Raw genomic sequence first — 26,807 nt, 5'->3', positions numbered from 1 at the left:
ACCTAGACATTGGTCGAGGTTGCACGGTGGACGCATGACCACCACAGCAACGGGTTACGCGGATCTGCCCCGGCTGATTTCGCTGATGACGGGCGACGACAAGCACCAGGCCGCCGCCGAGTCCACAGTGGACGTCATCTGGGTGCTCTACGACCGCGTGCTCGCCATCTCGCCCGAGACCTTCTGCGACCCGGCCCGTGACCGCTTCCTGCTGTCCAAGGGGCACGGTCCCATGGCCTACTACGCCGTCCTGGCGGCCAAGGGATTCCTCGGCGAAGGCGAACTCGCCGACTGGTCGTCGGCGCGTTCGCGCCTGGGCCACCACCCCGACCGCAAACGCGCGCCCGGCGTCGAGATCTCCAGCGGTTCCCTCGGCCACGGCTTGCCCATCGCCATCGGCACTGCGCTCGGCGTGCGCGCCCGCGGGTACGGCGGCCGCGTCGTGACGCTCGTCGGTGACGCCGAGCTGGACGAGGGCTCCAGCTCCGAAGCCATCGTCGTCGGAGCGCGGCTCGGGCTCGAGAACCTGACCACCGTGGTCGTCGACAACCAGTCGTCGACGCACGGCTGGCCCGGCGGCATCGCCCGCCGCTTCGAGGTCGAGGGCTGGGCCACGCGCACCGTGTCCGGCCGCGACCACGAGGCGCTCCACGAAGCGTTCACCACCGCACACCCGGGGCGTCCGCTCGCCGTGGTCGCCGTCGTCGAACCGAAGGGCTGACGAAAGATGCTGTCGATGCGCGAAACGTTCCTCGCCACCGCCGAGGAGATCGTGGACGCCGACCCGGACGTCGCCGTCGTCCTGGCCGACATCTCCGCCGCCCAGCTCGCCGGCGCGGCACGCCGCCACCCGGACCGGGTCGTCAACGTCGGCATCCGCGAGCAGTTGCTCGTGAGCACCGGCGCGGGCCTCGCACTGGCCGGGCTGCGCCCGATCGTCCACACCTTCTCGGCGTTCCTCGTCGAGCGCGCGTTCGAGCAGATCAAGCTCGACCTGGGCCACCAGGACGCCGGCGCGGTGCTCGTGTCCTACGGCGCGTCCTACGACATGCCCGCCGACGGCCGCACGCACCAGTCACCGGGCGACGTCGCGCTCATCGACTCCCTGCCCTGCTGGTACGTCCACGTGCCCGGCCACCCGGCCGAAGCCCGGCGCCTGCTCCTCGACTCGGTGCCCGGCGACAGCCGCGTGTACCTGCGGCTCTCGGCGGACCGGAACGCCGAACCCCACCTCGGTGTCGGGTTCCAGCGCATCCGCACCGGCACGCGCGGAGTCGTGCTCGCCGTCGGGCCGGTGCTCGACCGCGCGCTCGCGGCGGCCGAAGGCCTCGACGTCACGGTCCTGTACGCGTCGACCATCCGCCCGTTCGACGCCGCGGGCCTGCGCGCCGCGGTGGGGGACGTCGCCGACGTCGTGCTCGTCGAGCCGTACCTCAAGGGCACCTCGGCGCACCACGTGAGCCAAGCGCTCATCGACGTCCCGCACCGCCTGCTGTCCCTGGGCACACTGCGCGACACCGAGGTGCGCACCTACGGCACGCGCGCCGACCACGACCTGGCGCACGGTCTCGACGCGGGCTCGATCGCGTTGTCCCTCAAGGACTTCTTCCGCGCGTGACGAAAGGCCCGCCGGCGCTGGGGGTGCCGGCGGGCCTGCTGTCCTCAGTGGATCAGCGGAACGCGGCGATGCCCGTCACCGCCTGGCCGAGCGACAGCGCGTGCATTTCCTCGGTGCCCTCGTACGTGAGCACTGTCTCGAGGTTCGCCATGTGCCGCATCACCGGGTACTCCAGCGAAATCCCGTTGGCGCCGAGCATCGACCGCGCGGTGCGGGCGACGTCGAGCGCCGAGCGGACGTTTGCGAGTTTGCCGAAGCTCACGTGGTTGTGGTGCAGCGAGCCGGCGTCCTTGAGCCGGCCGATCTGCAGCGCCACCAGGCCGGAGCGGTTCACCTCGACGAGGAGGTCGGCCAGTTTGCGCTGGGTCAGCTGGAAACCGGCGAGCGGCTTGCCGAACTGCTCGCGCGAGAGCGTGTAGTCCAGCGCGGCTTCGTAGCAGGCGCGGGCGGCGCCCACGACCCCGAAGAGGATGCCGTAGCGGGCTTCGTTGAGGCAGGACAGCGGACCGCGCAGGCCACGCACCTCGGGGAAGGCCGCAGACTCGGGCAGCCGTACGCCGTCGAGCACCAGCTCGGCCGTGAGCGACGCGCGCAGCGACAGCTTGTGCTTCACCTCGTTGGCGGTGAAGCCCGGCGTCGACGTCGGGACCACGAACCCGCGGATGCCCTCGTCGGTCTGCGCCCACACCACCGCGACGTCGGCGACCGTGCCGTTGGTGATCCACATCTTCGTGCCGGTGAGCACCCAGTCGGAGCCGTCGCGCACGGCGCGGGTGCGCATGCTGCCCGGGTCGCTGCCGGCGTCGGGTTCGGTGAGTCCGAAGCAGCCGAGCGCCTCGCCGGCGGCCATCTTCGGCAGCCACTCCTGGCGGTGCGCTTCGCTGCCCCAGCGGTGGATGGCGAACATCGCGAGCGAGCCCTGCACCGAGACGAAGCTGCGCAGCCCCGAATCGACCGCCTCCAACTCCCGGCACGCGACGCCGTAGGCCACCGCGCTCGTGCCGGCGCAGCCGTAGCCCTCGAGGTGCATGCCCAGCAGGCCGAGCCGGCCAAAGCCCTTCGCGAGGTCACGCGCGGGCAGCGACCCCGACTCGTACCAGTCGGCGACGTGGTCGAGAAGCTGGTCGCGTGCGTAGTCCCGCACTGCGTCCCGGATGGCCCGTTCCTCCTCGGACAGGGCCGCGTCGAGGTCGAGGAAATCGTGTGGGTCCGGGGTCGTGCTCATCGGCTGCTCCTACTGGCTCGCGGCGATGCGGTGCCAGCAGGAAATCACAGATGGCGGCCGTACCACCTCGTGGGATTCATCACGTTCTCTTTGCGAGCGTCACGAGAGCGACATGAGTCAACCTCGGCCCGCGAAGGTTGCAGGGGAATCACCAGGTCCGTGAACTGCGGAAACGGGACGCTGTTGATGTCGTCACGCCACGCATCGAAGATCTGGCAGAGGAGGTCCGACTCGGACATCTCGTCCTCTTCCGGGGGTCCGGGGGCACCGGCGGTGCCTCAGCCGAACGGGTGAATACCCCAACGGGGCTCGGGTGAAACGGGGTCGCGTGCAAAAATTCGCGAGCCGCCGCCAAGGTCACGTTCGCGAAGGAGCGAACCATGCGTCTGTTGACGACGGCGGCGAAAGCACTCGCCTTATCCGCGGCCGCTGTGCTGGGCTGCGCGAGCCTCGCGTCGGCGAGCCCGGCGGGCTCACCGGCCGGCTGGCGAGTGGTCGGGAAGACCTCGGTCGCCAACTCGATCAGCGGTGAGGGCATCACCACGCTGCGGCTGCCGGGGCAGGCCCCACAGCTCGTCTACCGCAACGGCACCACCATCCCGCAAGCGCTGAAGGACGAGGGCTGGGGCCACGTCGGCGACCCCGACTCGCTGCGCGGCTACACATTCGACGTCTACCAGGACACCGTCACGAACCCGCCGGCGTCGAAGATGTACCTGGTCACCTCGCCGTCGGGGGAGACGACGGAGTTCGTGCACCCGCTGCAGCCCGGCGAGCCCGCGGCCAACGCCAACGCGCAGGTCGCCGTGACCCCGGACGGCCAATGGCTCGTCTCGGGCGCGCTGGGTGACGCGACGCAGCTGTACGTCTCACCGACGCCGTTCCTCAACCGCCGCGCTCCGCGCGTGGCCGGCGACCTGCCGCTCGCGGCGCGCATCCACCTCGATCACACCGTCCGGTCGGCCCAGGGCTGCGACTTCGTGTCCCCGGCCCGGCTGTTGTGCGCGACGTCGGACTCCACCGACGACCTGTACCCGACGAGCTACCAGCTCCTGCAGGTCGACTTGCCGCACGCGGTGACCGGGCACGACCTCACGGCCCACGTGAAGGAGCTCGGGCAGCTGCCCCTGTCGAGCACCTGCTCCGGCGCGTTCACGCCGGAGGGGGTGGACTACGACCCGCCCACGGGGACTCTGCGTGTGGAGGTCGTGCCGCCGGCGCCGTGCAACACCGTGACGGACGTCTACTCGTTGCGCCGCCGCTGACGTGCGCTCCCGCCCCGGGACTAGGCTGGTGGGGTGTCTCGTGTGGTGATCCTCGACTACGGTTCCGGCAACCTCCGCTCCGCCGAACGCGCCGTCGCGCGCGCCGGCGCCGAGGTGGAGGTCACCGCCGACCCGCATGCCGCGGTCGAGGCCGACGGGCTGGTCGTGCCCGGGGTGGGAGCGTTCTCCGCGTGCATGGCGGGGCTGCTCGACGTGAAGGGGCACCGCATCATCGGCAAGCGCCTCGCCGGCGGGCGTCCGGTGCTGGGCATCTGCGTGGGCATGCAGATCCTCTTCGCCCGCGGCGTCGAGCACGGTGAGGAGACCGAGGGCACGGGCGAGTGGCCCGGCTCGGTGGAGCGCCTGCAGGCCGACGTGCTGCCGCACATGGGCTGGAACACCGTCCGCGCGCCGGTGGACTCGCAGCTGTTCGCCGGGATCGACCCGGCCGAGCGGTTCTACTTCGTGCACTCCTACGCCGCGCGCAAGTGGGAGCTGGAGTCGGGCCTGCCCGGGCGGCAGCCGAAGGTCACCTGGGCCAACCACGGTGAGGACTTCGTGGCCGCCGTGGAGAACGGCCCGCTGTGGGCCACCCAGTTCCACCCCGAGAAGTCCGGCGACGCGGGCGCGAAGCTGCTGCGCAACTGGCTCGACACCCTGTAGCTTCCTTCGCGTTCTGGCCGCTCTAGGCTGTCGCCGTGACTTTCACGCTGTTTCCCGCAGTTGATGTGGCCGATGGCCAGGCCGTGCGCCTCGTGCAGGGCGAGGCCGGCACCGAGACGTCCTACGGCAGCCCGCTCGACGCGGCGCTGGCCTGGCAGCGCGACGGCGCCGAGTGGATCCATCTCGTGGACCTCGACGCGGCCTTCGGCAAGGGCTCGAACCGGGCCCTCCTCGCGGAGGTGATCGGCCGGCTGGACGTTCAGGTCGAGCTGTCCGGGGGCATCCGCGACGACGCGTCGCTGGAGGCCGCCCTCGGCACGGGTGCCCGCCGGGTGAACCTGGGGACGGCGGCGCTCGAGGACCCGGAGTGGACGGCCAAGGTGGTCTCGTCCTACGGGGACCGCGTGGCGATCGGGCTGGACGTGCGGATCAGCGACGCCGGGCACCGGGTGTCGGCGCGCGGGTGGACGTCCGACGGCGGGGATCTGTGGGAGGTGCTGGAGCGGCTGGACCGCGACGGGGCTGCGCGGTACGTCGTCACGGACGTGAGCAAGGACGGGACGTTGCGCGGGCCGAACCTGGACCTGCTACGGGAGGTGACGGCTCGGACGGACGCGCCGGTGATCGCCTCCGGCGGGGTGTCCAGTGTGGATGATCTCCGGGCCCTCGCCGGGCTGGCCTGCGATGGTGTCGAGGGCGCGATCGTGGGGAAGGCGTTGTACGCCGGGGCGTTCACGTTGCCGGAGGCGTTGGCCGCGGTTCGCTGATTCTGTGATGCGCGGGCGGCTCGTCGCGCTGTTGCGCCGGGGGCACCCCGATCTTTGATTGTGAACAGCGGGGATCGACGTGCAGGGCCGAGTTCGGGTGCTTGGGCCTGGCGTAGATCGGCCGTCGTGGCCGCGTGGGTTGGTGTGGGCTCGAGATTGCGTAGGCGCCGCCGGCTGGGTTGGGAAGCGCAAGGCGGGGGTCGGGCTCGCTTCGGTGTGCTTGCGCCAGACCCCAGAACTCACCGGACAAACCCCCGCCCTCCGGCGGCTTCTATGTGTGGCTGCGATACCTGGGTTTGTTCGGGAGTTGCGTGGATGTCCAGATCGGAACGCGACCGGGGTCGGGGGCGGATCTCGAGGGTCTGGTCAGGGGTGCCCGGGGAATGGGCGGCCTGTTTCGCGCTGGTGGAAGCGGGTGTGGGTACCGGGGAAGAGCGCGGTGGGTCGGGATCCACTACCGGACCGCGAAATGCCGGCGGGCTGCTGTTGCCGTGGTTGCGGCACCGGTGGTTGATGCTGCTGCACCCGCCCCACGGCCACACCCCGACGCTGGTCGGTGATGCTCGGCTTGCGAAGATCGCGACACTGCCTGACCCGTTGCGGCGGTCGTTGACCCGGGACCACGGCAGCGAGAGGCACCTGCACCGCCAGTACACACCGGCCACCAGCACGCCGGCCCACTTCTGCGACCCGCACCCGCCGTGGCACCGCAGCCAACGAGAACACCCACGAGCCGCTCCGCCAGTACCTCCCAGAGCACCGAACTCGCCGCCCACACCGCTGAGCACCTGGACGCGGTCGCGGCCGCGCTCAACGACCGCCCTCGCACGACCCCCGACTGGGACAGCCCCGACGAACACAGGACACAGTCACCCGACACCGGCCACGACCAACAGTGTCACAACGACCGCTGGAAACCGCCTCCCAAAAAAGGGGCGTCCCATCTCCATTCTCTCGGCCACCACCGACAAAATCGCCTCGGAGCGAGGCCGGAGGCGATTTGTCCACCACTCGGCAACCCGGTGGACCAATCTACTTCGGACAACCCCCGTCAGCGCCTGCCGCCGCGGGCCCCCAACCCAACGCCCGACAGCGCCGCGGCTCTCCGCCTAGCCCGCGGCCTTTTCTTCCAGCCTGATCGCGATGCCGATCGTGCGCTGGGGGCCGCCCCGCAAGCGGCTGAAGAACATGGTCACCCGCCCCACCAAACCGTACTGGCGGGCGATCGCCGTGCGGATGCGTTCGCTGGCCGCGTCGTCGAGGAGGCGGGCGGTGCCGGTTGCCGTGGGGCCGTGGGTGCGGCCGCGGAAGTTGCTCGGCTGGAGCTGCACGCGGGCGCTGTTGCGGATGCGCTTGACCTTCCCTGCCTTGCGTTCGGACGACACCACCAGTTCCTCGCCGTCACGGGCGAACCAGACGGGGGTGGGCACGGCGCGGCCGTCGCGGCGGAAGGTGGTGAGGACGACGTACTTCTCGGCCGCGAGGCGGTCCAGTTCCGTCGGCATGTGTCCACAGTAGTCCGCGTCAGGCCTGGCCGAGCCAGTCGTAGTCCGGGTCCGGGTCGAGGACCACGCCGTCGGCGACGGCGACCAGGTCGGCGCGCGGCAGCTTGCCCGAGACGGTGAGCCAGCGGCCTGACGGCAGCCGCGCGGTGACCAGGTCCGCCCGCGCGGCGCCGGACCCGCCGCGGATCGTCACGGGGACCGAGCCGCCCAGGCCCGGGGAGGCGGGCCCGACCGTGGCCTGCACCGACGACGTGGAGTTGCGCGCTTCGAGCGTCGTGGTGCCGTCGGCGGGCGTGGCGCCGCTGACGGTGGTCGCGGCTTCCCGCAGGCCGTCGGGCAGGGGGCCGAAACGGGCTTCACCGTGGATGCGGTGGGGTTCGTCCGTCGTGACGTCCTCGGCGATGCGCTGGGCGACCTCGCGCGCGGCGGGCACGGCGTCGACCTCGGCGCGCAGCACGTGGGTGTCGTCGGGGGACCACGTCAGGACCGCGGACGTCGACGAGCCGGTGACCATCGCGACCCGGCCGTGCACCACGATCTGGGCGGGCAGCGCGGCGATGCGCAGGGCCGTCGCGGACCAGTCGGGATCCGCCGTCGAGAACGCCGAGAGCTCGATGCGGCTCGGCCCGGCGAACCAGCGGCGCACCTGCGGCGTCGTGCCCGGCCCGGCCGAGCGGTACTGCTCGGTGAACCCGTCGGGCAGCCAGCCGGGCGAGTAGCCGAGCACCGGGCGGCCCGCCGCGGCGGGGACCTTCTCGTCGGGCACCGAGCCCACCACGACCGACACCCCGACCGTCACCACGACCACGGCGGCGGCCACCGCGGCCAGCGCCAGCCGCGACCGGCGCCGGCGCGACTGCCGCGCCCGGACCAGCGCGGTGCGGACCTCACGGCCGCCGGGAGCGCGTTCGGCGAGCCGCTCGAAGCTGTCGCGCAGCAACGTCTCGGTGTCGTGCTCGGGCTGGCTCATTCTCCGGCTCCGGTGGTCAGGGCGGTGGGCAAGGGGTGCACGGCGGCGCGCAGCGTGCCCAGCGCGCGCGAGATCTGGCTGCGCACGGTCGAGGTCCCGCAGCGCAGCACCTCGGCGATCTCCTCGTCGGAATAGTTCTCGTAGTAGCGCAGCACGAGCGCCGCGCGCTGCTTGCGCGGCAGCGTCGCGAGGCGGGCCAGCATCTCGTCCCGCTCGTCGTAGGCGGTCGACAGGTCGGCCTCCGGCGGGCTGATCGCGTCGAGCACCTCGTGGCTCGACGGGACCACGCGCCGGATCGCGCGCCGCCGCCAGGACAGGTACTCGTTGGTGACCATCCGCCGCACGTACGTGGGCGCCGACTCGATCTTCGCCCAGCGCTCCTGGGCTCGCAGCAGCACGTCCTGCACGATGTCCTGCGCCAGGTGCGGATCATCGGTCAGGACGGTCGCGTAGCGCAGGAGCCCGTCGAGGCGCTCCGCCACGAACTCGTCGAAGCTGGTGGTCACGTCCTTCAGACGCGCGACTACACCATTCTGATGCATCGCGAGCCGATTTCAGTCGTGACTAGCCTATGCTGACACTCATGGGCGGCGAAGTGCGCGAATGGGTCGAGCGGGTCGCGGCCTTCCTCACGCGCGAGTACGGCCTGCCACCCATCGCCGGGCGTGTGCTCGGCCGGCTGATGGCGTGCGACCCGCCGGAGCAGTCGGCCGCGCAGCTCGCGGAGGCGGTGGGCGCGAGCCGCGCGTCGCTCACCACGAACCTGCGGCTGCTCGTCGACGCCGGGCTGGTCGGCAAACGCGCGGGCCGCGGTGAGCGCACCGCGTACTACCGCGTGGACGACGACGCCTGGCAGCGCGTGATCCGCCGCCGCATCGCCACGCTGGGGTCGTTCCGCGACATCACGCGCGCGGGCATCGAGCTGCTCGAACGCGACGGCGGCCGCGCCGCTCGGGTCCGCAGCGCCGACGCCGCCTTCGCGTGGCTGGCCGAAACCTTTCGAGAAGCTGGGGAGCCGGAATGAAAGCAGTGGTGGTGGGCGGCGGGATCGGTGGCCTCACGGCCGCGATCGCGTTGCGGCGCACGGGACACGAGGTCGCCGTGCTGGAGCGCGCGCCCGAGCTGCGCGAGATAGGCGCGGGGTTGTCGCTGGCGCCCAACGCGATGCGAGCGCTCGACGCGGTCGGCGTCGGCGAACGCGTGCGGAAGCATTCGGCTCCGTCGGAGGTCACGGGCACCCTGCGCACGTCCTCGGGCCGGTACCTGCGGCGCTTCCGGGCCGGCCGCGACGAGCCACTGGCCGCGTTCCACCGCGCCGAACTGCACGGCGCGCTGCTGGCCGAGCTGCCGGAAAGCGTGCTCCACACCGGAACCGAGGTCACCGATCCGTCCGAAGTGGACGCCGACGTGGTGGTCGCGGCCGATGGGGTGTACAGCGGACTGCGGCGGCGGCTCTTCCCGGCCGCGCCCGCGCCGGGCTTCCGCTACACGTGCTGGCGCGGCGTCACCGAACCCGGTGCGGGACCCCCGGTGCGCGGCAGCTTCACGATGGGGCGCGGCGCGTACTTCATGATCCACCCGCTGCCCGGCGACCGCTCGTGCTGGGCGCTCGGCGCCGCCGAGTCCACGCCCGGCGTGACGTACCCCGACGAGCACGCCGAGGTGTCGCGCCGCGTCGCGGACTGGCCGGCCGAGGCGCGCGACCTCGTCGCGGCGACGCGGCCGGAGGCCGTGTTGCACAACGACATCCTCGACCTCGACCCGCTGCCCGCGTTCACCAGCGGCCGCGTCGCGCTGCTCGGTGACGCGGCTCACGCCGTGCCGCCGGACCTCGGACAGGGCGCGTGCCAGGCGATCGAGGACGCCGTGGTGCTCGCCGCCTCCCTGCGCGCCGCCTCCGTCGGCGACGCCTTGGCCGCCTACGATTCGGCGCGCCGGCCGCGCGCGGCGTACGTCACGAAGCAGGCGCGCGGGAAGGCCGCGGCCGACACGTCGTCGGCGTGGTGGCTGCACTTCCTGCTGGCCGTGACGGTGCCGGTGATGCCCGCGTCCGTCATCCGCCGCCAGGCCTCCCCGCTGTGGGACTGGGCACCGCCCATCTTCTGACCGCCTGCGCTGTGACCGGGCGGGCGGACCGTCGCAGGTGGACGGCTACGCTGGTGGCATGGCTGTGGCGGTGAGGGTGATCCCGTGTCTGGACGTCGACGCGGGCCGGGTGGTGAAGGGCGTGAACTTCGCCGACCTGCGCGACGCGGGCGACCCGGTGGAGCTCGCCCGCCTCTACGACGCGGAGGGCGCCGACGAGCTGACCTTCCTCGACGTCACGGCGTCCTCGGGCAACCGCGAGACCACCTTCGACGTGGTCCGCCGCACCGCCGAACAGGTCTTCATCCCGCTGACCGTCGGTGGTGGCGTGCGGTCGAACGAGGACGTGAACCGCCTGCTGCGCACGGGCGCGGACAAGGTGAGCATCAACACGGCCGCGATCGCGCGCCCGGAGCTGCTGCGCGAGGCGTCGCGCCGGTTCGGCGCCCAGTGCATCGTGCTGTCGGTCGACGCGCGGCGGGTGCCCGAGGGCGGCGAGCCGACGGCGTCGGGCTTCGAGGTCACCACCCACGGCGGCCGCCGCGGCACCGGCATCGACGCGGTCGAGTGGGCCGCGCGCGGCGAGGAGCTGGGGGTCGGCGAGATCCTGCTCAACTCGATGGACGCCGACGGCACCAAGTCCGGCTTCGACCTCGGGCTCATCGAGCTGGTCCGGCGCGCCGTACGCGTGCCGGTGATCGCCAGCGGCGGCGCGGGCGCCGTCGGGCACTTCCTGCCCGCCGTCGAAGCCGGCGCCGACGCGGTGCTCGCGGCCAGCGTGTTCCACTTCGGACAGCTGAAGATCGGCGACGTGAAGCACGCTCTGCGCGGCGGCGGGGTCGTCGTCCGATGACCCTCGACGCGACCCTGTCCCAGCGGCTCAAGCGCAACTCCGACGGCCTGATCGCGGCGGTCGTCGTCGAGCACTCGACCTCCGACGTGCTGATGATGGCCTGGATGAACGACGAGGCCCTGGAGGCCACCCTCACCACGCGGCGTGGCACGTACTGGTCGCGCAGCCGCCAGGAGCTGTGGGTGAAGGGCGAGACCTCGGGCCACGTCCAGCACGTCCGCGAGGTGCGGATCGACTGCGACGGTGACACAGTGCTCCTGCGCGTGGACCAGACCGGCCCGGCCTGCCACACGGGCACCCACACCTGCTTCGACTCCGCGGAGCGCCTGCTCCTGGCCGACGACAGTGAGAACAGCCGGTGACGGTGGTCGCGAACGTGCTGGTGGGGCTCGTCGCCCTCATCCACGTCTACATCGTGGTGCTTGAAATGTTCCTCTGGACGACACCGCGCGCCCGCGCGGCGTTCGGCACCACCGAGCCCTTCGCGCGGGAGAGCAAGGCGCTGGCCGCCAACCAGGGCCTGTACAACGGCTTCCTCGCGGCCGCCCTGATCTGGGGCCTGATCGCCACCGACCCCACCGGCTTCCAGCTGAAGCTCTACGGTCTGGCCTGCGTGATCGTCGCCGGCCTCTACGGCGCCGCAACGGCGTCCAAGCGGATCCTGCTGGTGCAGGTCCTGCCGGGCGTGCTGGCGCTGGTGTTCCTGCTGCTGGCCCGCTGAACGGCGTCGACCTCACCCGCGAAACGGCCCGGCTGCGGGCCTTTGCCAGGCGGGCGTGGGTGCTCACGGGACTCTGGGGCCCGGCGTTCGCCGCGGGCCTGCTCGGCGTGCTCCACGCGGCGGACGATCTTCTCGTGACCGGTACTCGCGTGCCCGGCACCGTCGTGGGCGTGGACAGCCCGGCCAAGGGCCCGCGGTCGATCGTCGTCGCGTTTTCCGCCGGCGACCGTGAGGTCACCGAACGGATCGATCGGAGTTCCCCGGCGGCCGACACACCGGGGCAACGAGTGACGGTGGTGTTCGACCCGGCCGACCCCAAGCGGGTGCGCACCATCGAAGAGGACGGCCTGAACGACACCGGCCTCGGTTTCGCGTGGCTCGGGCTCGGCCGGAGGGAGGGCTGCGCGCTCGTCGCCGCGGCGGCCGTGGCCGGCTGGTCACTCCGGCACCGCGCGGTGCGGCGCACGGGCTGGCGCGAGGCGATGGCCACTGTCACGCTCGCCCCTCCCACGGTGCGCCGCGGGCCCAGCCTCAACCCGCCGTACGTGGACGTGCGCCTGGCGTCCGGCGAAACCGTCCGCCTGTGCGCCGCGCCGTCCACCCACGGCGCCCGCTTCCTCCGGCTTCGCCGCGACCGTGGCGGACAAGGATCACCGAGGCAGCACCGGTGCCGCCCAGCCACGCGGGCCGGTCGGTGTACACCCGCCCGCCCGGGTCGTCGACCCGCCGGCACAGGACTAGACAACACGCCGGCGACGGCCGTTCGGTTGCCTTCCGGCCCGGTGTTCTCCATCGCAGACTTTTCGCTGGTGGAGCGGCATTTCGCAGCCGTACGCTCAGCAGATGGATCTGGGGACGAGCAACGAAGAAGGCGGCAGACCCGAGCGGGCTGCCGAAGACGGCGAACCGCTCCTACCCGCCCCGAAGCCGGCCGGGCGTGCGCGCAAGCGCGTGCACCGGCACGAACTGGCCCAGCGCGAGCGGGCGCGCCGCGGCCCGGCGGCTCCCGCGGAGTGGGACCGGACGCTGCGCCGCCGGTTCTGGCGCGCGGTCGTGGCGGCGACGCTGTGGTTCCTGGCGATCCCGTCGGCGACGGTCGGGATCACGCCGCTGCTGACCTCGTCGGACTGGTTGCTGGAGAACGGTTCCACGGCGCGGGGCGAGGTCGTGGCCGTGCACACGCCGGTGAGCGGGCACGGGACGCCGAGCATCACCGTGGCCTTCCTCGCCGGCGACGTGTACGAGCAGCAGGAGATCAACCGCGACTCCGGCGCCGACTACACGGTCGGCCAGGCCGTGCGGGTCTACTACGACCCGGCGGACCCCGGACACGTGCGGACCGAGGACGAGGAGAACCTCAGCGACGTCTGGATCGGCTTCGTCGTCGTCCCGACGCTCGTCGCCTTGATGGTGTTCCCATGGCTGGCCGCGTACGCGGTGGGGTGGGCCAACCGGCGGCGCGTGGCGCGCCGCGAGGGGTGGGAACCCGTGACAGCGCAGGTGTTCGACTCCTCAGGCGGCTACCACCTCCTGCGCCTCGACTTCCCCGGCGGCGCCCACCTGGTCGCCAGGACGGTCGCGGCGGTGCGCGGCCGGTACTCGTTCCTGCGCAAGGGCCCGTTCGAGGCCTGGGTCGCGGGCGAAGGCCGGCGTTTGGTGCTGGTGCCGGCGCACGGTCCCCGCGGCCCGGCCCCGTACGCGGTCCCGCTGCGCGTCCCGCGCGGTGCGAAGTGGACCGGGCGGTGAGCCGCCGCGCGACGGGCAAACGAGGGCGCCCGGCGCGGGACCGCGTCCCGCCGGACGACGAACCGTGGTTGCCACCCGGTCACGACGCGCGGCCCGACGGCGCGGCGCGGGCCTCCAGCGGATGGCGGGCCGGGTGGCGCTGTGGCTCGAGATCGCGGTCGGGTGCGTCGGGGTGTGGGCCGCCGGCGTGAACCGGTTCGAGGTGGCGCGGGCGCAGGCGGTCCTGGTGCACCGCAACGACTTCACGGTTTACGGCGACGTCGTCCGGCTCGAGGGCGGGTATTTCGAGCTGGACTACTCCAGCCCGGGCGGTCGGTACCGCACCATCCCGGGCCAGCGGCCGGGGGAGTACCACGTCCCCGGCGACCGGGTGCTCGTGACCTACGACCAGGCGGCTCAGGCGGTCGTGTGGTACCCCGACGACGACGTCCTCGACCCGGACGGGGAGGCGATCGCGAGCGGGCTGACCCTGACCGGGGTGCTCGGGCTGAGCACCGCGGTCGGGTTCGCCGTGCGGTGGTGGCGGCGCCGGCACACCGTGCGGCGAACCGGGTGGCGCCCGGCCCGGTTCGACTTCCGGGAGCCCGGCGTCGCCCGCGCCACGTTCGCCGACGGCAGCCGCCTGTGGTTGTGGCCGGTCCTCGGCCTCTCCCGTGCGTACGCGCGGGTCGGCTCCGGGCGCGGCGGGGCTTCGTCGCCGCGCGGGCACCCGCATGGTGCCGCTCGTCCCCGGGTTCGACCTGGTCGACGTGCGGGCCGTGGACACGCTAGCCGAGGCCGAGGTCGCCCGTGAGGTAGCGCTGGATCGTCGGCGAGATCGCCGTGACGAGGGTTTCCACCTCGGCCGTCGCCATGGGTTCGAAGCGGGCGATGTAGCGGATGACGCCGAGCCCGACGAGCTGCGAGGCGCACAGCGTGGTGCGCAGGGCGCCGTGGTCGGAGCCCAGGCCGCCGATGAGCTCGGTGAAGAACTTCGAGAAGAACTCGCGCAGCACGGTGGACGCGAGCTCGTGGCCGGCGACGCTGCGGACGAGCGCCTGGAACGTGTCGCCGCCCGCGCCGTCCCAGCGGGTGATGAACGTGCGCACCACGCGTTCGCCGAACTGCTCGTCGGGCCCGTCGCGCAGGGGCGCCACGAGGTCGATCGGCGAGAAGGGCAGTTTCAACACGGCCTGGGCGAACAGGCCCTCCTTGCCGCCGAACCAGTGGTTGACCATGGCGGCGTCGACGCCGGCGCGGGCCGCGATCGCGCGGACCGTCGCACGTTCGTAGCCGTTCTCCGCGAACACCGCCCGCGCGGCCTCCACCAGCGCCGTCTTGGTGTCCTGCCCGGCCGGGCGCCGGCCGCGCCTGCGGGAGGTAGTGTCTTCGGTGGTCACGGTGTCCACTATGAACCCTGGCCACCTCGAATTCAACGGGTGCTGAATTCAGAGCCCGCCCATGGCCGGTCCAGGCCCGCGCGGCACAATGGCCCCTATGGTCAGCTCAGCAGCCGGCAAGCCCGCGGGGCCCGGCCCGGTCAGCCCGTCCCGCGCGGAGTTCCGCGCTCTCGCCGAAGACCGCCGCGTGATCCCCGTGGTGCGCAAGGTGCTCGCCGACGGCGAGACCCCGCTCGGGATCTACCGCAAGCTCGGCGCCGATCGTCCCGGCACGTTCCTCTTCGAATCGGCCGAGAACGGGAAGTCGTGGTCGCGCTGGTCGTTCGTGGGCGTGCGCAGCCCGGCCGCGCTGACCGTGCGCGACGGGCGGGCCGGGTGGACCGGCACGCCGCCGGTCGGCCTGCCGACCGACGGCGACCCGTTGCAGGTGCTGCGCGCCACCGTCGAAGCGCTGCACACCGAGCCGCTGCCCGGCCTGCCCCCGCTGACGGGCGGCATGGTCGGCTACATCGGCTACGACGCCGTGCGCTGGCTGGAGAAGCTGCCCGAGCTCGCCGAGCGCGACCTCGACATCCCCGAGCTGACCATGCTCCTGGCCACCGACCTCGCGGCGTTCGACCACCACGAGGGCACGGTCACGTTGATCGCCAACGCGGTCAACTGGGACAACTCGCCGGAACGCGTCGACGCGGCGTACGACGACGCGCTGCGGCGGCTCTCGGCCATGACCGAGCAGCTGCGCGTGCCGGCGCCGCCGACGGTCGCGACGTTCGACCGGCCCGCGCCGAAGTTCACGCGCCGCCGGACGGAGGAGGACTTCCACGCCGCCGTCGACAAGGCCGTGGAAGCGATCAAGGCCGGCGAGGCCTTCCAGATCGTGCCCTCGCAACGGTTCGAGATCGAGACGGGTGCCGACGCCCTCGACGTCTACCGCGTGCTGCGCACCTCGAACCCCAGCCCGTACATGTACCTGCTGCGCCTCGAGGGCTTCGACATCGTCGGGTCCAGCCCCGAGTCGCTGGTCACCGTGCGCGACGGCCGCGCCACCACGCACCCCATCGCGGGCACGCGCTGGCGCGGCGCCGACCCGGAGGAGGACGCGCAGCTGGCCAAGGACCTGCTGGCCGACGAGAAGGAACGCGCCGAGCACCTGATGCTCGTGGACCTCGGCCGCAACGACCTCGGCAAGGTCTGCCGCCCCGGCAGCGTCCACGTGGTCGACTTCTTCCAGATCGAGCGCTACAGCCACGTGATGCACATCGTGTCCACGGTCACCGGCGAGCTGGCCGAGGGCAGGACGGCGTTCGACGCGGTCGCCGCCTGCTTCCCGGCCGGCACGCTCTCGGGTGCGCCGAAGGTGCGGGCGATGCAGCTGATCGAGGAGCTCGAACCCGTGCGCCGCGCGCTGTACGGCGGTGTCGTCGGCTACCTCGACTTCGCCGGCGACGCGGACACCGCCATCGCCATCCGAACCGCCCTGATGCGTGACGGCGTCGCGTACGTGCAGGCCGGCGGCGGCGTCGTGGCCGACTCCGTGCCGGACTACGAGGACACCGAGTCGCTCAACAAGGCGCGCACCGTGCTCTCGGCCGTCGCGGCGGCCCAGACCATGGTCCCCGCGGGCGAACTCGACCCGGCCGAGGACTCCGCCGGTGTCTGACGAACCCGAACCACCCGGCGTCACCCCGCCGGAGCCGGAAACGCCGCAACCAGCCGGTTCGGCGCGGTCCGGCGCGGAAACGCCCGCCGGCGCGGGGGAAACCGCGGCGAAGCCCGCTCGACGTCCACTGTGGACGATCATCATCGGCTTGCTCCTCAGTGCCCTCGCGCTGTGGGGCGCCTCAAAGCTCGCCTGGTACGCCGAGTTCCGCGACGAGGGCGTGCTCGGCGTGAAGCTCTACACCGAGGACGGTGAGCAGCGCGCGACCGCTCTGGTGCCGCTGGCCCTGCTAGCGCTGGCCGGCGTGGCGGGGGTGATCGCCACCGGCGGCTGGGCGCGTCGCGTCCTCGGCGTGGTGTTGGCGCTGGCCGGGCTCGCGGGCGTCTGGACCGGCGTGAACGGCGTGAAGTTCAGTGGCTGGGCGCCCGGGCTGCCCGTCGCGGAGCTGCTGCTCGGCCGGGGTCTGGCGGTGCTGGGCGGAATTCTTCTCGTCGTCGCGGGGTTGGCGGCCGTCAAGGGTGCCGGGACCGCGCGGCGGCTCGGTGCCCGCTACGCCGCGCCGGGTGCCAAGCGAGTCCGGCGTGATCCGGACACCGAGTTGTGGGAGGCGCTTTCCGAGGGCGAGGACCCCACCGCGGGCAGGTGAACGCCGGGTGCCGCAGGGCATTCGGAGCAAGGCGTGCACCCGGGACGGGCGGGTCTCAGAGCGGGGGTTAGCATCGTTTCGGCGGGAAGGGGAAGGTTTTTGTGAGCGACCTTGCGAATGGATCGATGACTTCACCGTCGGGTGGGGTTGCCCGGTGAGCGTGCTCGAAGACATCGTCGCCGGTGTGCGGGAGGACCTCGCGGCGCGCGAGTCCGCGCTGCCCTTCGACGAGCTGAAGGCCCGCGCGGCGAAGTCCGCGCCGCCCCGTGACGTGATGGCCGCCCTGAAGGAATCGGGCATCGGCGTGATCGCCGAGGTGAAGCGCCGCAGCCCGTCCAAGGGCGACCTGGCCGCGATCGCGGACCCCGCCGCGCTGGCGAAGGACTACGAGGACGCCGGGGCGCGCGTGATCAGCGTGCTCACCGAGCAGCGCCGCTTCGGCGGCTCGCTCGCCGACCTCGACTCGGTGCGCGCCGCCGTCGACGTTCCGGTGCTGCGCAAGGACTTCATCGTCAGCCCGTACCAGGTGCACGAGGCTCGCCTGCACGGCGCGGACATGGTGCTGCTGATCGTCGCCGCGCTGGAGCAGAACGCGCTGGCCGCGCTGCTCGACCGCGTCGAGTCGCTCGGCATGACCGCGCTCGTGGAGATCCACAACGCCGAAGAGGCCGATCGCGCTCTGGAGGCCGGCGCCAAGGTGATCGGCGTGAACGCCCGCAACCTGCACACGCTCGAAGTGGACCGCGACGTGTTCTCCCGGCTCGCCCCCGGCCTGCCGTTCGAGGTGTTCAAGGTCGCCGAGTCCGGTGTCCGCGGCCCGGGCGACCTCATGTCGTACGCCGGTCAGGGCGCCGACGCAGTGCTGGTCGGCGAGGGCCTGGTGGCCTCCGGCGACCCCAAGGGAGCGCTGGTGAAGCTCGTCACGGCCGGTTCGCACCCCGCCTGCCCGAGGCCGTCGCGGTGACCGGGCAGGAGCACAGCAAGCACGACCCGGACGAGCACGGCTACTACGGCCCGTACGGCGGCCGGTTCATGCCGGAAGCTCTGATCGGCGTCGTCGACGAGGTCGCGGCCGAGTACGACAAGGCGCGCCGCGATCCCGAGTTCACCGGCGAGCTGCGCCGGCTGCTCAACGAGTACGCCGGCCGTCCGTCGCTGCTCACCGAGGCCAAGCGCTTCGGTGAGCACGCCGGTGGCGCCCGCGTGTTCCTCAAGCGCGAGGACCTCAACCACACGGGTTCGCACAAGATCAACAACGTGCTCGGCCAGGCGCTGCTGACCAAGCGCATGGGCAAGAAGCGCGTGATCGCCGAAACCGGCGCGGGCCAGCACGGCGTGGCCACGGCCACCGCGTGCGCGTTGCTCGACCTCGAGTGCCTGGTCTACATGGGCGAGGTCGACACCGAGCGCCAGGCGCTCAACGTCGCGCGCATGAAGCTGCTCGGCGCCGAGGTCGTGCCGGTCAAGACCGGGTCGCGCACGCTCAAGGACGCGATCAACGAGGCGCTGCGCGACTGGGTCACCAACGCCGACACCACGCACTACCTGTTCGGCACCGCCGCGGGGCCGTACCCGTTCCCGATGATGGTGCGCAACTTCCACAAGGTCATCGGCGAGGAAGCGCGCGCCCAGATCCTCGAGCAGGCCGGCCGGCTGCCCGACGCCGTCGCCGCGTGCGTCGGCGGCGGGTCCAACGCCATCGGCATCTTCTCGGGCTTCTACGACGACCCGTCGGTGCGGCTGGTCGGGCTCGAGCCGGGCGGCGAGGGCATCGACGGCAACCGCCACGGCGCCACGCTCACCAAGGGCAGCCCGGGCAACCTGCACGGCGCGATGTCGTACCTGCTGCAGGACGAGGACGGCCAGACGGTGGAGTCGCACTCCATCTCCGCCGGCCTCGACTACCCGGGCGTCGGCCCGGAGCACGCGTGGCTCAAGGACTCCGGCAGGGCCGAGTACCGGCCGGTCACCGATGCCGAGGCGATGGACGCGTTCCGGCTGCTGTCGCGGACCGAGGGCATCATCCCGGCGATCGAGTCGGCTCACGCCCTGGCCGGCGCCCTCGTGCTCGGCCGCGAGCTCGGGCCGGACGGCCTGATCATCGTGAACCTCTCGGGGCGCGGCGACAAGGACATGGACACCGCGGCCAAGTGGTTCGGGCTCGTGGACGGGGAGGACAAGTGAGCGGCCTCGACGACCTGTTCGCGACGACGCGGGCGGAGGGTCGGGCCGCGCTGGTCGGCTATCTGCCCGCCGGTTTCCCGTCCATCGACGGCTCCAAGGATCTTTTGGCCGCCACGGTCGACGGTGGTGCGGACCTGCTCGAGGTCGGCGTGCCGTACTCGGACCCGGTGATGGACGGTCCCACGATCCAGGCGGCCGCCGAATCGGCGCTGGCGAGCGGATTCAAGCTCAAGCGGCTCTTCGAGGTCGTCGAGTCGGTGTCCGCCCGCGGCGGCAAGGCCGTGGTGATGACGTACTGGAACCCCGTGCACCGCTACGGTGTGGACCGCTTCGCGCGTGACCTCGCGTCGGCCGGTGGGCTCGGCATGATCACCCCGGACCTCATCCCCGACGAGGCCGGCGAGTGGATCGAGGCGTCGAACACCCACCGCCTGGACCGGATCTTCCTCGTCGCGCCGTCGTCGTCGGAGGAACGCCTCGCGCTCACCACGGCGGCCTCCTCCGGCTTCGTCTACGCCACGGCCGTCATGGGCGTCACCGGCGCCCGCGACCAGGTCGGCGTGCACGCCGAAGACCTGGTCTCTCGCACGCGCGCCCACACGACCCTCCCGATCGGCGTCGGCCTCGGTGTCCGCTCCGGCGCCCAGGCCGCCCAGGTCGCCGCCTTCGCCGACGCGGTCATCGTCGGTTCCGCCCTGGTCACCGCCGCAGCCAACGGCGGCCCCGACGGCGTCCGGAAGCTCGCCGGCGAACTGGCGGAAGGCGTCCGAACGGCTCCGGCCCCGGCCTGATCCGAACCGTCTCATGCCCTCTGGCCGGACTCGGGTCCAGCCGGGCAACGCAACCTGCGCTGCCGCCTGCTGCACACCTCGCGCCGCCCCGCGACGTGACGTGCGCCAGGCCTCGTCTGCGCACCCCGCGCCGCCCTCGGCTACCCAACGCACCACCCCAGCCACGCCCGACAACGCAACCCGCCCGGCACCCAGACCCGGCCCCGCACCTCCATCCCCGCTCTTCACGCGGTCTGGATCACCTTGTCCAGGCACACTTTCCCGTCTGGACAAGGTGATCCAGACCGTCGTCACAATCAAAGATCGGGATGTCCCCCTGAACCACCCCGGGCGCAGCGGCGCGCCCCGCCCGACGAGCCGCCATCCCCTCAATGCAACCAGCGCATCACCGCACACAACTCCTCACCCGACAAACCCCCCAACTCCGCCAGCTCACCCCTGCGCACATCCATCAACGTCGTCGCCAGCTCCGCCCCAAAAGCCGTCTTCAGGGCATCGTCAGCCTCGAACGCCGCCACCGATTCTTCGAGCGACCGCGGCAACCGCCGCACCCCCGCAGCAGCCGCGGCTCCAGCTGACAACGAACCCGGATCCACGTCGATCGGCGGCGGCAACCGCGCCCCGGCGTCGAGGCCGGCGAGCCCCGCGAACAGCAGCCCGGCCACCACCAGGTACGGGTTCGCGGTGAGGTCGAAGCACTTCACCTCGAGATTCGCCGCCGTGGCGCGCCGCCCCGCCGGGCCGCGCACCAGCCGCAGCGGCGCTTCTCGGTTTTCCAGCCCCCATGCCGTGAAAGCCCCGGCCCAGTGGTGCGGCTCCAACCGCAAGTAACTCACCACCGACGGCGCACCGATCGCCAGCAGAGCAGGCAAGCGCGTGAAAATCCCGGCCGCGAAGGTCTCGGCGGTGCCGGTCAGCCCGAACTCCCCGTCGCCGCCCGAGCACAGGTTGCGCGCGCCCTCCCACAGGCTCAGGTGCACGTGGCCGCCGTTGCCGACGCCGCCGGGCGCGAACTTCGGCGTGAACGACGCCCGCAGCCCGTGGTGGGCGCCGACCGCCCGGATCGTCTCGCGGGTCAGCACCGCCACGTCCGCCGCGCGCACCGGATCGGCCGCCGCGACCGTGAGCTCGAACTGGCCCGCCGCGTACTCGGGGTGCACCTGTTCCACGTCGACGTGCTGGCTGTCCAAAGCGGACACCAGCTCCCGCAGGTACGCGGAATTGCCGGTGAGGCGGGAAAAACCGTACGCCGGCCCGGGCACCGGCACCCCGTCGGAGTCCGCGACGACCCACTCGATCTCGAATGCCATCCGCGCCGACCAGCCCCGCGCAGCGAGCCGCGACACGGCCGCGGCCGCCAGCGCTCGCGAGTCCTGCGGGTGCGGGTCACCCTCCTGGTCGTAGCGCAGCGCCGGCGCCCACGCCCAGCCGGGCTGGGCCGCGAGCTCGGTGAGCGCGTCGAGGTCCGGGTGCAGCCGGAGGTCGCCGACCGGGCCGAGTGAGTACGGGCCGGGAGCGATCGTGTCCGTGCACAGGAAGAAGTCGAACGAGTTCGACGCGCCCACCCCCCACGCCGCGGCGTCGGCCAGCCGGGCCACCGGCACCGCCTTCACCCGCGAGATGCCGGAGTTGTCGACGAAGGTCAGCGCGACCAGCTCGACCCCCGAACGGCCCAGCCGCGCTGCGGCGTCCGCACCCCGCCTGGCGAGTTCCGCCCGATCGAGCTGGCTCATCCGTGCCCCCGCGATGTTCACTGTGTATTTCACGTCGCCCACCAACGAGGAGCTCGCTGCGTCCGGACCACCGAGGAGCGCATCGTGTCAGACATCGTCGAAACCCGTCCAGCACTGCGCCGCACGCTGTCGGTGTGGCAAGCCGTCGGCCTGTCCGTGGCGCTGATGGCGCCCAGCATGGCCGCCAACATCAACCCGCAGCAGACCGCGGCCGCCGCCGGGCGCGCCGTGCCGCTCGCCTTCCTGCTCTCGGCCGTCGGCGTGCTCCTGGTGGCCTACGGCTTCGTCCGCCTGTGCCGGTACTACAACCACGCCGGATCGGTCTACGCCTTCGTCGGGGCGACGCTCGGCCCGCGCGCGGGTGTGGTGTCGGGCATCGGCCTGCTCGGCACGTACATCTTCTACGCCGTGGTCACCAGCTCCGCCGCGGGCACCCTGGGCACGGCGTTCCTCACGCAGGTGGGGATCTGGCCGAACCCGCCGTGGTGGGGTCCGTTCGTGCTGACGGGCGTCGCGCTCGTCGGCGCGTGGCTGCTCGCGGTCGCTCCCGCGCGGCGCGGCACGTCGACGCTGCTGGCCGTCGAGGGCGCGACGATCGCGGTGATCCTGCTGGTCACCGCCGTGATCCTGGTTCGCCTGATCGCCGGCGGCGCCCCGGGCGGCGCACACTTCACGCTGTCGGTCTTCACCTTCACCCCGGACGTCGGCCTGTCCGGTGTGTTCCTCGGCGCGGTCTTCGGGTTCCTGTCGTTCGCGGGCTTCGAAGCGGCCGCGACGCTGGGGGAGGAGACCCACAACCCGCGCCGCAACATCCCGCGCGCGATCCTGGGCACGGCGCTGTTCGGCGGCGCCTTCTTCGTGGTCGTCACCGCCGTCGAGATGATGGCGTTCGGCGCCGACGCGCAGGCGTTCCACGATTCGGCCTCGCTGCTCGGCGACCTCGGCACCTCGTTCGTCGGCGCCTGGGTCGGCGACGTGATCAGCATCGGCGCCGCGATCAGCGCGTTCGGCTGCTGCCTCGCCTGCGTGGTCGGCGGTTCACGCCTGCTGTTCGCCGTGGGCCGGGACGCCTTCGACGGCCGCGCCATCGGCCGGGCGTCGGCCAAGGGCACACCGGTCATTTCCGTGACGGCCGTCGCGCTGGCCGCCGCTCTGATCATCGTCGTGTGCGCGGTGTTCTTCGGTGCCACCGCGGAGGACACGTTCGCGTGGAGCGGGTCCATCGGCACGCTCATCCTGTTGGTGATCTACCTCCTGACCACCCTGGGCGCCATTCTGCTTCTGTTCGTCCGCCGGGCGATGCGGGTGCCGTGGTGGCACCTGATCTTCCCATTGGGCGCTTTGGCCCTGCTCGGCTACACGGTGTACGTCAACGTCGTCCCGTACCCCACCGAAGGCCCGGCCCGCTGGTTCCCCGTGGCAGCCGGCGCGGTCCTCGTGCTGGCGATCGTCTTGGTGCTCGTGGCACCGGGCTTCGCCCGTAGGGTGGGGGAAAGGCTGGCGGTCGCGGGAGGAGGCGGATGAGCGGGGTGCTGGACTTCGTCGCCGAGGTACCGCTGGTCGACCACCACTGCCACGGCGTGGTGACCGGCGAACTGGCCCGCGACGAGTTCGAGGCGATGCTCACGGAGGCCGACGCCGTGTCGCCGCTGGGGACGTCGCTGTTCGAATCGCTGATCGGGCTTGCCGTGCGGGAACGGTGCGCGCCGGTGCTGGATCTGCCGAAGCACGCGCCCGCCGAGGACTACCTGGCGCGGCGCGCGGAGCTGGGTGCCGACGAGGCCAACCGGCGGCTCCTGCGCGCCACCGGCACCACCGATTTCCTGCTGGACGGCGGCTTCCGGCCGGACTCGCTCACCGGCACCGGCGAGTTCGCGCAGCTCGCCGGCAGCCGCGCGCACGACGTGGTACGGCTGGAGCAGGTCGCGGAGGACGTGGTGCGCGCCGGCACCACAGCGAGCCGGTTCGCGGCCGACTTCGGGGCCGAGCTGGCGAAGCGCGCGGAGCACGCCGTCGGGGTCAAGTCGATCGCCGCGTACCGCGTGGGGCTGGCGCTGGAGGGGGATCGTCCCGATCCGGTCGAGGTGTCCGACGCGGCCGGGCGCTGGCTGGCGCGCGTCGGCGCCGGGCTGCCCGTGCGCCTGGCCGACGAGGTGCTGCACCGGCACCTCGTCTGGTCGGGCATCGACCTCGGCCTGCCCGTGCAGTTCCACGTGGGCTACGGCGACTCCGACGTCGACCTGCACCGCTGCGATCCGTTGCTGCTCACCGGTTTCCTTCGGGCGACGAGGGAAACCGGCGTGCCGATCCTCCTGCTGCACAACTACCCGTTCCACCGGGGCGCCGCCTACCTCGCGCAGGTCTTCGAGCACGTTTTCGTCGACACCGGGCTCATCACGCACAACGCCGGCTTCCGCGCGCCGGCGATCCTGGCCGAGACGCTGGAGCTCGTGCCGTTCGGCAAGCTGCTGTTCTCGACCGACGCGTTCGGTCTCGCGGAGCTGTACCACCTCGGCACAACCCTGTTCCGCCAGGGTCTTTCCGATTTCCTCGAATCCGCGCTGGCCGCCGATGCGATGTCCGAAGTGGACGCACAGCGTCTCACCCGGCTGGTCGGCCACGAGAACGCCCGGCGCGTCTACCGGCTGGAGACCCGATGACCGACCTGGCCGCGCGGTGGCGCGCCGCCCTCACCGACGAGCTGCCCGCGGCGATCGAGCTGCGCCACCGGCTGCACGCCGACCCGCGCGCCTCCGGCGACGAGGAGGACACGGCCCGCGCGGTCACCGCCGCGCTCGGCCTGGGCGAAGGCATGCGCGTGGCCAAGACCGGGCGGCTGCTCGAGCTGCCTGGCGAGCACCCCGGCCCGGCTGTGGCGCTGCGGGCCGAGCTCGACGCACTGCCGGTGGCCGAGCGCACGGGCGTGCCGTGGGCGTCGAACTCCGGGCTCATGCACGCGTGCGGCCACGACGTGCACCTGGCCGCGCTCGTCGCCGTGTGCCGCGCGGCGCGGCGCGTGGGCCTGCCGCGGCGGCTCGTCGCGGTGCTGCAGCCGCGGGAGGAGACGTCGCCGCCGGGTGCGCTGGACATCGTCGAGTCCGGCGCGCTGGAGGAACTGGGCGTCGACACCGTCATCGGCGCCCATGTGCAGCCGCGGCTCGCGCACAACGTCGTGTCGGCCGCGCCCGGGCCGGTCAACGCGTCGACCGACGAGTTCGAGGTCGTCCTCCACGGCCAGGGCGGGCACGCCGGCTACCCGCACCTGGTGCGCGACCCGGTCCTGGCACTGAGCCAGCTCGTGGTCAGCCTGCAGCAGCTGGCCAGCCGCCGGATCGACCCGGTGCACGGCGCCGTCTGCACGGTCGGGCGCATCAAGGCGGGCACGGCCGCCAACGTCGTGCCCCCCACCGCGACCGCCCAGGGCTCGCTGCGGCTCATGCGCGCGAGCGATCGCGACGAGGCGCTGGAGGTGCTGGCCGAGATCGTGCACTCGACCGCCCGCGCGTACGGCTGCACCGCCGACCTGCACCTCAGCCCGGGTGAGCCCGTGCTGGTCAACGACCCGGCGCTCGCCGCCGCGGCCCAGCCGTGGCTGCTCGACGGCGGCGCCGACGTCGACGTGGACTTCCGCTCGTTCGGCGCCGACGACTTCGCCCACTACTGCGGCTCCGGGACACGCGGGCTGATGCTGTTCGTGGGCCTCGGCGACACCGCCGGCGCGCGCAGCCTGCACGACGAGGTGTTCCTGCCCGAGGACGCGGCCGTCGGCCAGGTCGCGGGCGCGTTGCTCGCGGGGTACCTGGCCGCTCTGCAGCCGGGTGGCTACGAATAGTCATCATCGACACCGGACCGTGACCGGTCCTTCACGAACCCTTCGGCGGCTCCCTCACCACACCGGAGCATTGACGCGCTACGGTGACCGCGTGTATTCCGCCTCGGCAGCAGCCTTCCTGGCCACGATCCCGAGCCCCGACCGCGGTGTCTGGCATCTCGGGCCCATCCCGCTCCGCGCCTACGCGCTGTGCATCATCGTCGGCATCGTCGTCGCGATCTGGTGGGGTGAGCGGCGCTGGGTGGCCCGCGGCGGCACCAAGGGGACGGTCATCGACGTCGCGGTGTTCGCCGTGCCGTTCGGCCTGGTCGGCGGCCGGCTCTACCACGTGATCACCGACCCGGAGCTGTACTTCGTGCCGGGCAAGAACCCGTGGAACGCCTTCGCCATCTGGGACGGCGGCCTCGGCATCTGGGGCGCCATCGCACTCGGCGGCGTCGGTGCGTGGATCGCCTGCCGCCGCAAGGGCATCCCGCTGCCCGCCTTCGCCGACGCGATCGCGCCGGGCATCGTCACGGCGCAGGCCATCGGCCGGATCGGCAACTACTTCAACCAGGAGCTCTACGGCGCGCACACCGACCTGCCGTGGGGCCTGGAGATCTACCAGCGCTTCGACCCGGTCACGGGCGCGCCCGACACCCTCTCCGGTGTCGCCACCGGACACATCCCGCTGCCCGACAGCCCGGTGCACCCGACGTTCCTCTACGAGCTGATCTGGAACCTGCTGGTCGCCCTGGTCGTCGTGTGGGCCGACCGCCGCTTCAAGCTCGGCCACGGCCGCGCGTTCGCCCTGTACGTGGCCGGTTACACACTGGGCCGCTGCTGGATCGAGCTGATGCGCACCGACACCGCCAACCACATCCTGGGCCTGCGGGTCAACGTGTGGACCGCGATCCTCGTGTTCCTCGGCGCGGTGATCTTCATGATCGTCGCGAAGAGGCGCGGGCCGCGCGAGGCTCCGGAAACGTTGCGCAGCAAGGGCGACGAACGTGCTGCGGAAGAGGCGGCCGAGACTCCTGAGGCACCGGCGGCCGACTCGTATTCAGCGGAGCCCGAAAGCCGCGACGAGATCAAGGTGGATGCGGGATCGTCCGGTCCGGACTCCGAGCAGCCCGAGAAGTCCTGAGAGTTTTCACCACGCTTCACCACGCACGCGGACCCCGG

At 72.3% G+C, this 26,807-nt stretch carries 27 protein-coding genes and 1 pseudogene; 22 read left to right on the top strand and 6 right to left on the bottom strand.

Features of this window, described 5'->3' with window-relative positions; translation table 11 throughout:
• Positions 1 to 34 precede the first annotated feature (34 nt).
• Positions 35 to 721, top strand: a complete 687-nt coding sequence (locus I6J71_RS33470; protein WP_204090500.1) for a thiamine pyrophosphate-dependent enzyme — start codon at positions 35 to 37, stop codon at positions 719 to 721.
• A gap of 6 nt (positions 722 to 727) precedes the next feature.
• Positions 728 to 1,618 (top strand): transketolase family protein, encoded by an 891-nt coding sequence (locus I6J71_RS33465; RefSeq protein ID WP_204090499.1) that lies wholly within the window; start codon positions 728 to 730, stop codon positions 1,616 to 1,618.
• Positions 1,619 to 1,670: 52 nt separating this feature from the next.
• On the opposite strand, the gene I6J71_RS33460 is transcribed toward I6J71_RS33465, so the two are convergent.
• Positions 1,671 to 2,843, bottom strand: a complete 1,173-nt coding sequence (locus tag I6J71_RS33460; protein ID WP_204090498.1) for an acyl-CoA dehydrogenase family protein — start codon at positions 2,841 to 2,843, stop codon at positions 1,671 to 1,673.
• Positions 2,844 to 3,223: 380 nt separating this feature from the next.
• Between I6J71_RS33460 and I6J71_RS33455 the strand changes: the two genes are divergently transcribed.
• From I6J71_RS33455 to priA, 3 genes are read left to right on the top strand one after another with little or no spacing between them, the layout of a single operon-like run.
• Positions 3,224 to 4,108 (top strand): hypothetical protein, encoded by an 885-nt coding sequence (locus I6J71_RS33455; RefSeq protein WP_204090497.1) that lies wholly within the window; start codon positions 3,224 to 3,226, stop codon positions 4,106 to 4,108.
• Positions 4,109 to 4,150: 42 nt separating this feature from the next.
• Complete coding sequence (gene hisH, locus I6J71_RS33450) at positions 4,151 to 4,771, top strand: imidazole glycerol phosphate synthase subunit HisH (RefSeq protein ID WP_204097366.1); 621 nt, start codon at positions 4,151 to 4,153, stop codon at positions 4,769 to 4,771.
• Between the two features lie 35 nt (positions 4,772 to 4,806).
• The gene (gene priA, locus I6J71_RS33445) at positions 4,807 to 5,538 is read left to right on the top strand and encodes a bifunctional 1-(5-phosphoribosyl)-5-((5-phosphoribosylamino)methylideneamino)imidazole-4-carboxamide isomerase/phosphoribosylanthranilate isomerase PriA (protein WP_204090496.1); all 732 of its coding nucleotides are present in this window, start codon (positions 4,807 to 4,809) and stop codon (positions 5,536 to 5,538) included.
• Positions 5,539 to 6,647: 1,109 nt separating this feature from the next.
• Here the strand turns inward: priA and I6J71_RS33440 are convergent.
• From I6J71_RS33440 to I6J71_RS33430, 3 genes are read right to left on the bottom strand one after another with little or no spacing between them, the layout of a single operon-like run.
• Complete coding sequence (locus I6J71_RS33440; RefSeq protein ID WP_204090495.1) at positions 6,648 to 7,043, bottom strand: PPOX class F420-dependent oxidoreductase; 396 nt, start codon at positions 7,041 to 7,043, stop codon at positions 6,648 to 6,650.
• A gap of 19 nt (positions 7,044 to 7,062) precedes the next feature.
• Entirely contained in the window at positions 7,063 to 8,013 is a 951-nt protein-coding gene (locus I6J71_RS33435; RefSeq protein WP_204090494.1) for a hypothetical protein, read from the bottom strand.
• Positions 8,010 to 8,555, bottom strand: coding sequence for an RNA polymerase sigma factor (locus I6J71_RS33430; protein ID WP_204090493.1), 546 nt, complete (start codon positions 8,553 to 8,555; stop codon positions 8,010 to 8,012). The genes I6J71_RS33435 and I6J71_RS33430 overlap by 4 nt, the downstream gene beginning before the upstream one ends.
• 41 nt (positions 8,556 to 8,596) lie before the next feature.
• Between I6J71_RS33430 and I6J71_RS33425 the strand changes: the two genes are divergently transcribed.
• From I6J71_RS33425 to I6J71_RS33395, 8 genes and pseudogenes are all read left to right on the top strand, one after another.
• Positions 8,597 to 9,037 (top strand): GbsR/MarR family transcriptional regulator, encoded by a 441-nt coding sequence (locus I6J71_RS33425; RefSeq protein WP_239154067.1) that lies wholly within the window; start codon positions 8,597 to 8,599, stop codon positions 9,035 to 9,037.
• Positions 9,034 to 10,119: an FAD-dependent monooxygenase gene (locus I6J71_RS33420; RefSeq protein ID WP_204090491.1), complete on the top strand. Its 1,086-nt coding sequence runs from the start codon at positions 9,034 to 9,036 to the stop codon at positions 10,117 to 10,119. The genes I6J71_RS33425 and I6J71_RS33420 overlap by 4 nt, the downstream gene beginning before the upstream one ends.
• 58 nt (positions 10,120 to 10,177) lie before the next feature.
• Positions 10,178 to 10,951: an imidazole glycerol phosphate synthase subunit HisF gene (gene hisF / locus I6J71_RS33415; protein WP_204090490.1), complete on the top strand. Its 774-nt coding sequence runs from the start codon at positions 10,178 to 10,180 to the stop codon at positions 10,949 to 10,951.
• Entirely contained in the window at positions 10,948 to 11,313 is a 366-nt protein-coding gene (gene hisI, locus I6J71_RS33410) for a phosphoribosyl-AMP cyclohydrolase (RefSeq protein ID WP_204090489.1), read from the top strand. Before hisF ends, hisI begins: the two co-directional genes overlap by 4 nt.
• A complete protein-coding gene (locus I6J71_RS33405; protein WP_204090488.1) occupies positions 11,310 to 11,672 on the top strand; it encodes a DUF1304 domain-containing protein in 363 nt (120 codons plus the stop codon). Before hisI ends, I6J71_RS33405 begins: the two co-directional genes overlap by 4 nt.
• A gap of 59 nt (positions 11,673 to 11,731) precedes the next feature.
• Positions 11,732 to 12,049: pseudogene (locus tag I6J71_RS51315) on the top strand (DUF3592 domain-containing protein); the annotation flags it as partial.
• Between the two features lie 466 nt (positions 12,050 to 12,515).
• Positions 12,516 to 13,418, top strand: a complete 903-nt coding sequence (locus I6J71_RS33400; RefSeq protein WP_204090487.1) for a DUF3592 domain-containing protein — start codon at positions 12,516 to 12,518, stop codon at positions 13,416 to 13,418.
• A gap of 121 nt (positions 13,419 to 13,539) precedes the next feature.
• Positions 13,540 to 14,211: a hypothetical protein gene (locus tag I6J71_RS33395; RefSeq protein ID WP_204090486.1), complete on the top strand. Its 672-nt coding sequence runs from the start codon at positions 13,540 to 13,542 to the stop codon at positions 14,209 to 14,211.
• Here I6J71_RS33395 and I6J71_RS33390 read toward each other — a convergent pair.
• Positions 14,186 to 14,797: a TetR/AcrR family transcriptional regulator gene (locus I6J71_RS33390; RefSeq protein WP_204090485.1), complete on the bottom strand. Its 612-nt coding sequence runs from the start codon at positions 14,795 to 14,797 to the stop codon at positions 14,186 to 14,188. The genes I6J71_RS33395 and I6J71_RS33390 overlap by 26 nt on opposite strands.
• 97 nt (positions 14,798 to 14,894) lie before the next feature.
• On the opposite strand from I6J71_RS33390, the gene I6J71_RS33385 reads away from it, so the two are divergent.
• The 5 genes from I6J71_RS33385 (at position 14,895) to trpA (ending at position 20,078) form a co-directional block, all read left to right on the top strand.
• Entirely contained in the window at positions 14,895 to 16,457 is a 1,563-nt protein-coding gene (locus tag I6J71_RS33385) for an anthranilate synthase component I (RefSeq protein ID WP_204090484.1), read from the top strand.
• A gap of 139 nt (positions 16,458 to 16,596) precedes the next feature.
• Positions 16,597 to 17,103: a Trp biosynthesis-associated membrane protein gene (locus I6J71_RS33380; RefSeq protein ID WP_204097365.1), complete on the top strand. Its 507-nt coding sequence runs from the start codon at positions 16,597 to 16,599 to the stop codon at positions 17,101 to 17,103.
• A 154-nt stretch (positions 17,104 to 17,257) separates the two neighbouring features.
• Positions 17,258 to 18,067: an indole-3-glycerol phosphate synthase TrpC gene (gene trpC, locus I6J71_RS33375; RefSeq protein WP_204090483.1), complete on the top strand. Its 810-nt coding sequence runs from the start codon at positions 17,258 to 17,260 to the stop codon at positions 18,065 to 18,067.
• Positions 18,046 to 19,287, top strand: a complete 1,242-nt coding sequence (gene trpB / locus I6J71_RS33370) for a tryptophan synthase subunit beta (RefSeq protein WP_204097364.1) — start codon at positions 18,046 to 18,048, stop codon at positions 19,285 to 19,287. The genes trpC and trpB overlap by 22 nt, the downstream gene beginning before the upstream one ends.
• Complete coding sequence (gene trpA, locus I6J71_RS33365; protein ID WP_204090482.1) at positions 19,284 to 20,078, top strand: tryptophan synthase subunit alpha; 795 nt, start codon at positions 19,284 to 19,286, stop codon at positions 20,076 to 20,078. Before trpB ends, trpA begins: the two co-directional genes overlap by 4 nt.
• A 368-nt stretch (positions 20,079 to 20,446) precedes the next feature.
• Here the strand turns inward: trpA and I6J71_RS33360 are convergent, their stop codons facing one another.
• Entirely contained in the window at positions 20,447 to 21,811 is a 1,365-nt protein-coding gene (locus tag I6J71_RS33360) for a glutamine synthetase family protein (RefSeq protein ID WP_204090481.1), read from the bottom strand.
• An 84-nt stretch (positions 21,812 to 21,895) separates the two neighbouring features.
• On the opposite strand from I6J71_RS33360, the gene I6J71_RS33355 reads away from it, so the two are divergent.
• The 4 genes from I6J71_RS33355 to lgt all read left to right on the top strand — a co-directional run bounded on the left by I6J71_RS33355 (position 21,896) and on the right by lgt (position 26,769).
• Entirely contained in the window at positions 21,896 to 23,335 is a 1,440-nt protein-coding gene (locus I6J71_RS33355) for an APC family permease (RefSeq protein ID WP_239154066.1), read from the top strand.
• Complete coding sequence (locus I6J71_RS33350; RefSeq protein WP_204090480.1) at positions 23,332 to 24,471, top strand: amidohydrolase family protein; 1,140 nt, start codon at positions 23,332 to 23,334, stop codon at positions 24,469 to 24,471. Before I6J71_RS33355 ends, I6J71_RS33350 begins: the two co-directional genes overlap by 4 nt.
• Positions 24,468 to 25,643: a M20 family metallopeptidase gene (locus I6J71_RS33345; RefSeq protein WP_204090479.1), complete on the top strand. Its 1,176-nt coding sequence runs from the start codon at positions 24,468 to 24,470 to the stop codon at positions 25,641 to 25,643. The genes I6J71_RS33350 and I6J71_RS33345 overlap by 4 nt, the downstream gene beginning before the upstream one ends.
• 91 nt (positions 25,644 to 25,734) lie before the next feature.
• Complete coding sequence (gene lgt, locus I6J71_RS33340; protein WP_204090478.1) at positions 25,735 to 26,769, top strand: prolipoprotein diacylglyceryl transferase; 1,035 nt, start codon at positions 25,735 to 25,737, stop codon at positions 26,767 to 26,769.
• The last annotated feature ends 38 nt before the right edge of the window (positions 26,770 to 26,807 follow it).

This window comes from Amycolatopsis sp. FDAARGOS 1241 (assembly GCF_016889705.1).
Lineage (GTDB): Bacteria > Actinomycetota > Actinomycetes > Mycobacteriales > Pseudonocardiaceae > Amycolatopsis.
This window is presented reverse-complemented; position numbering and strand designations above follow the sequence as displayed.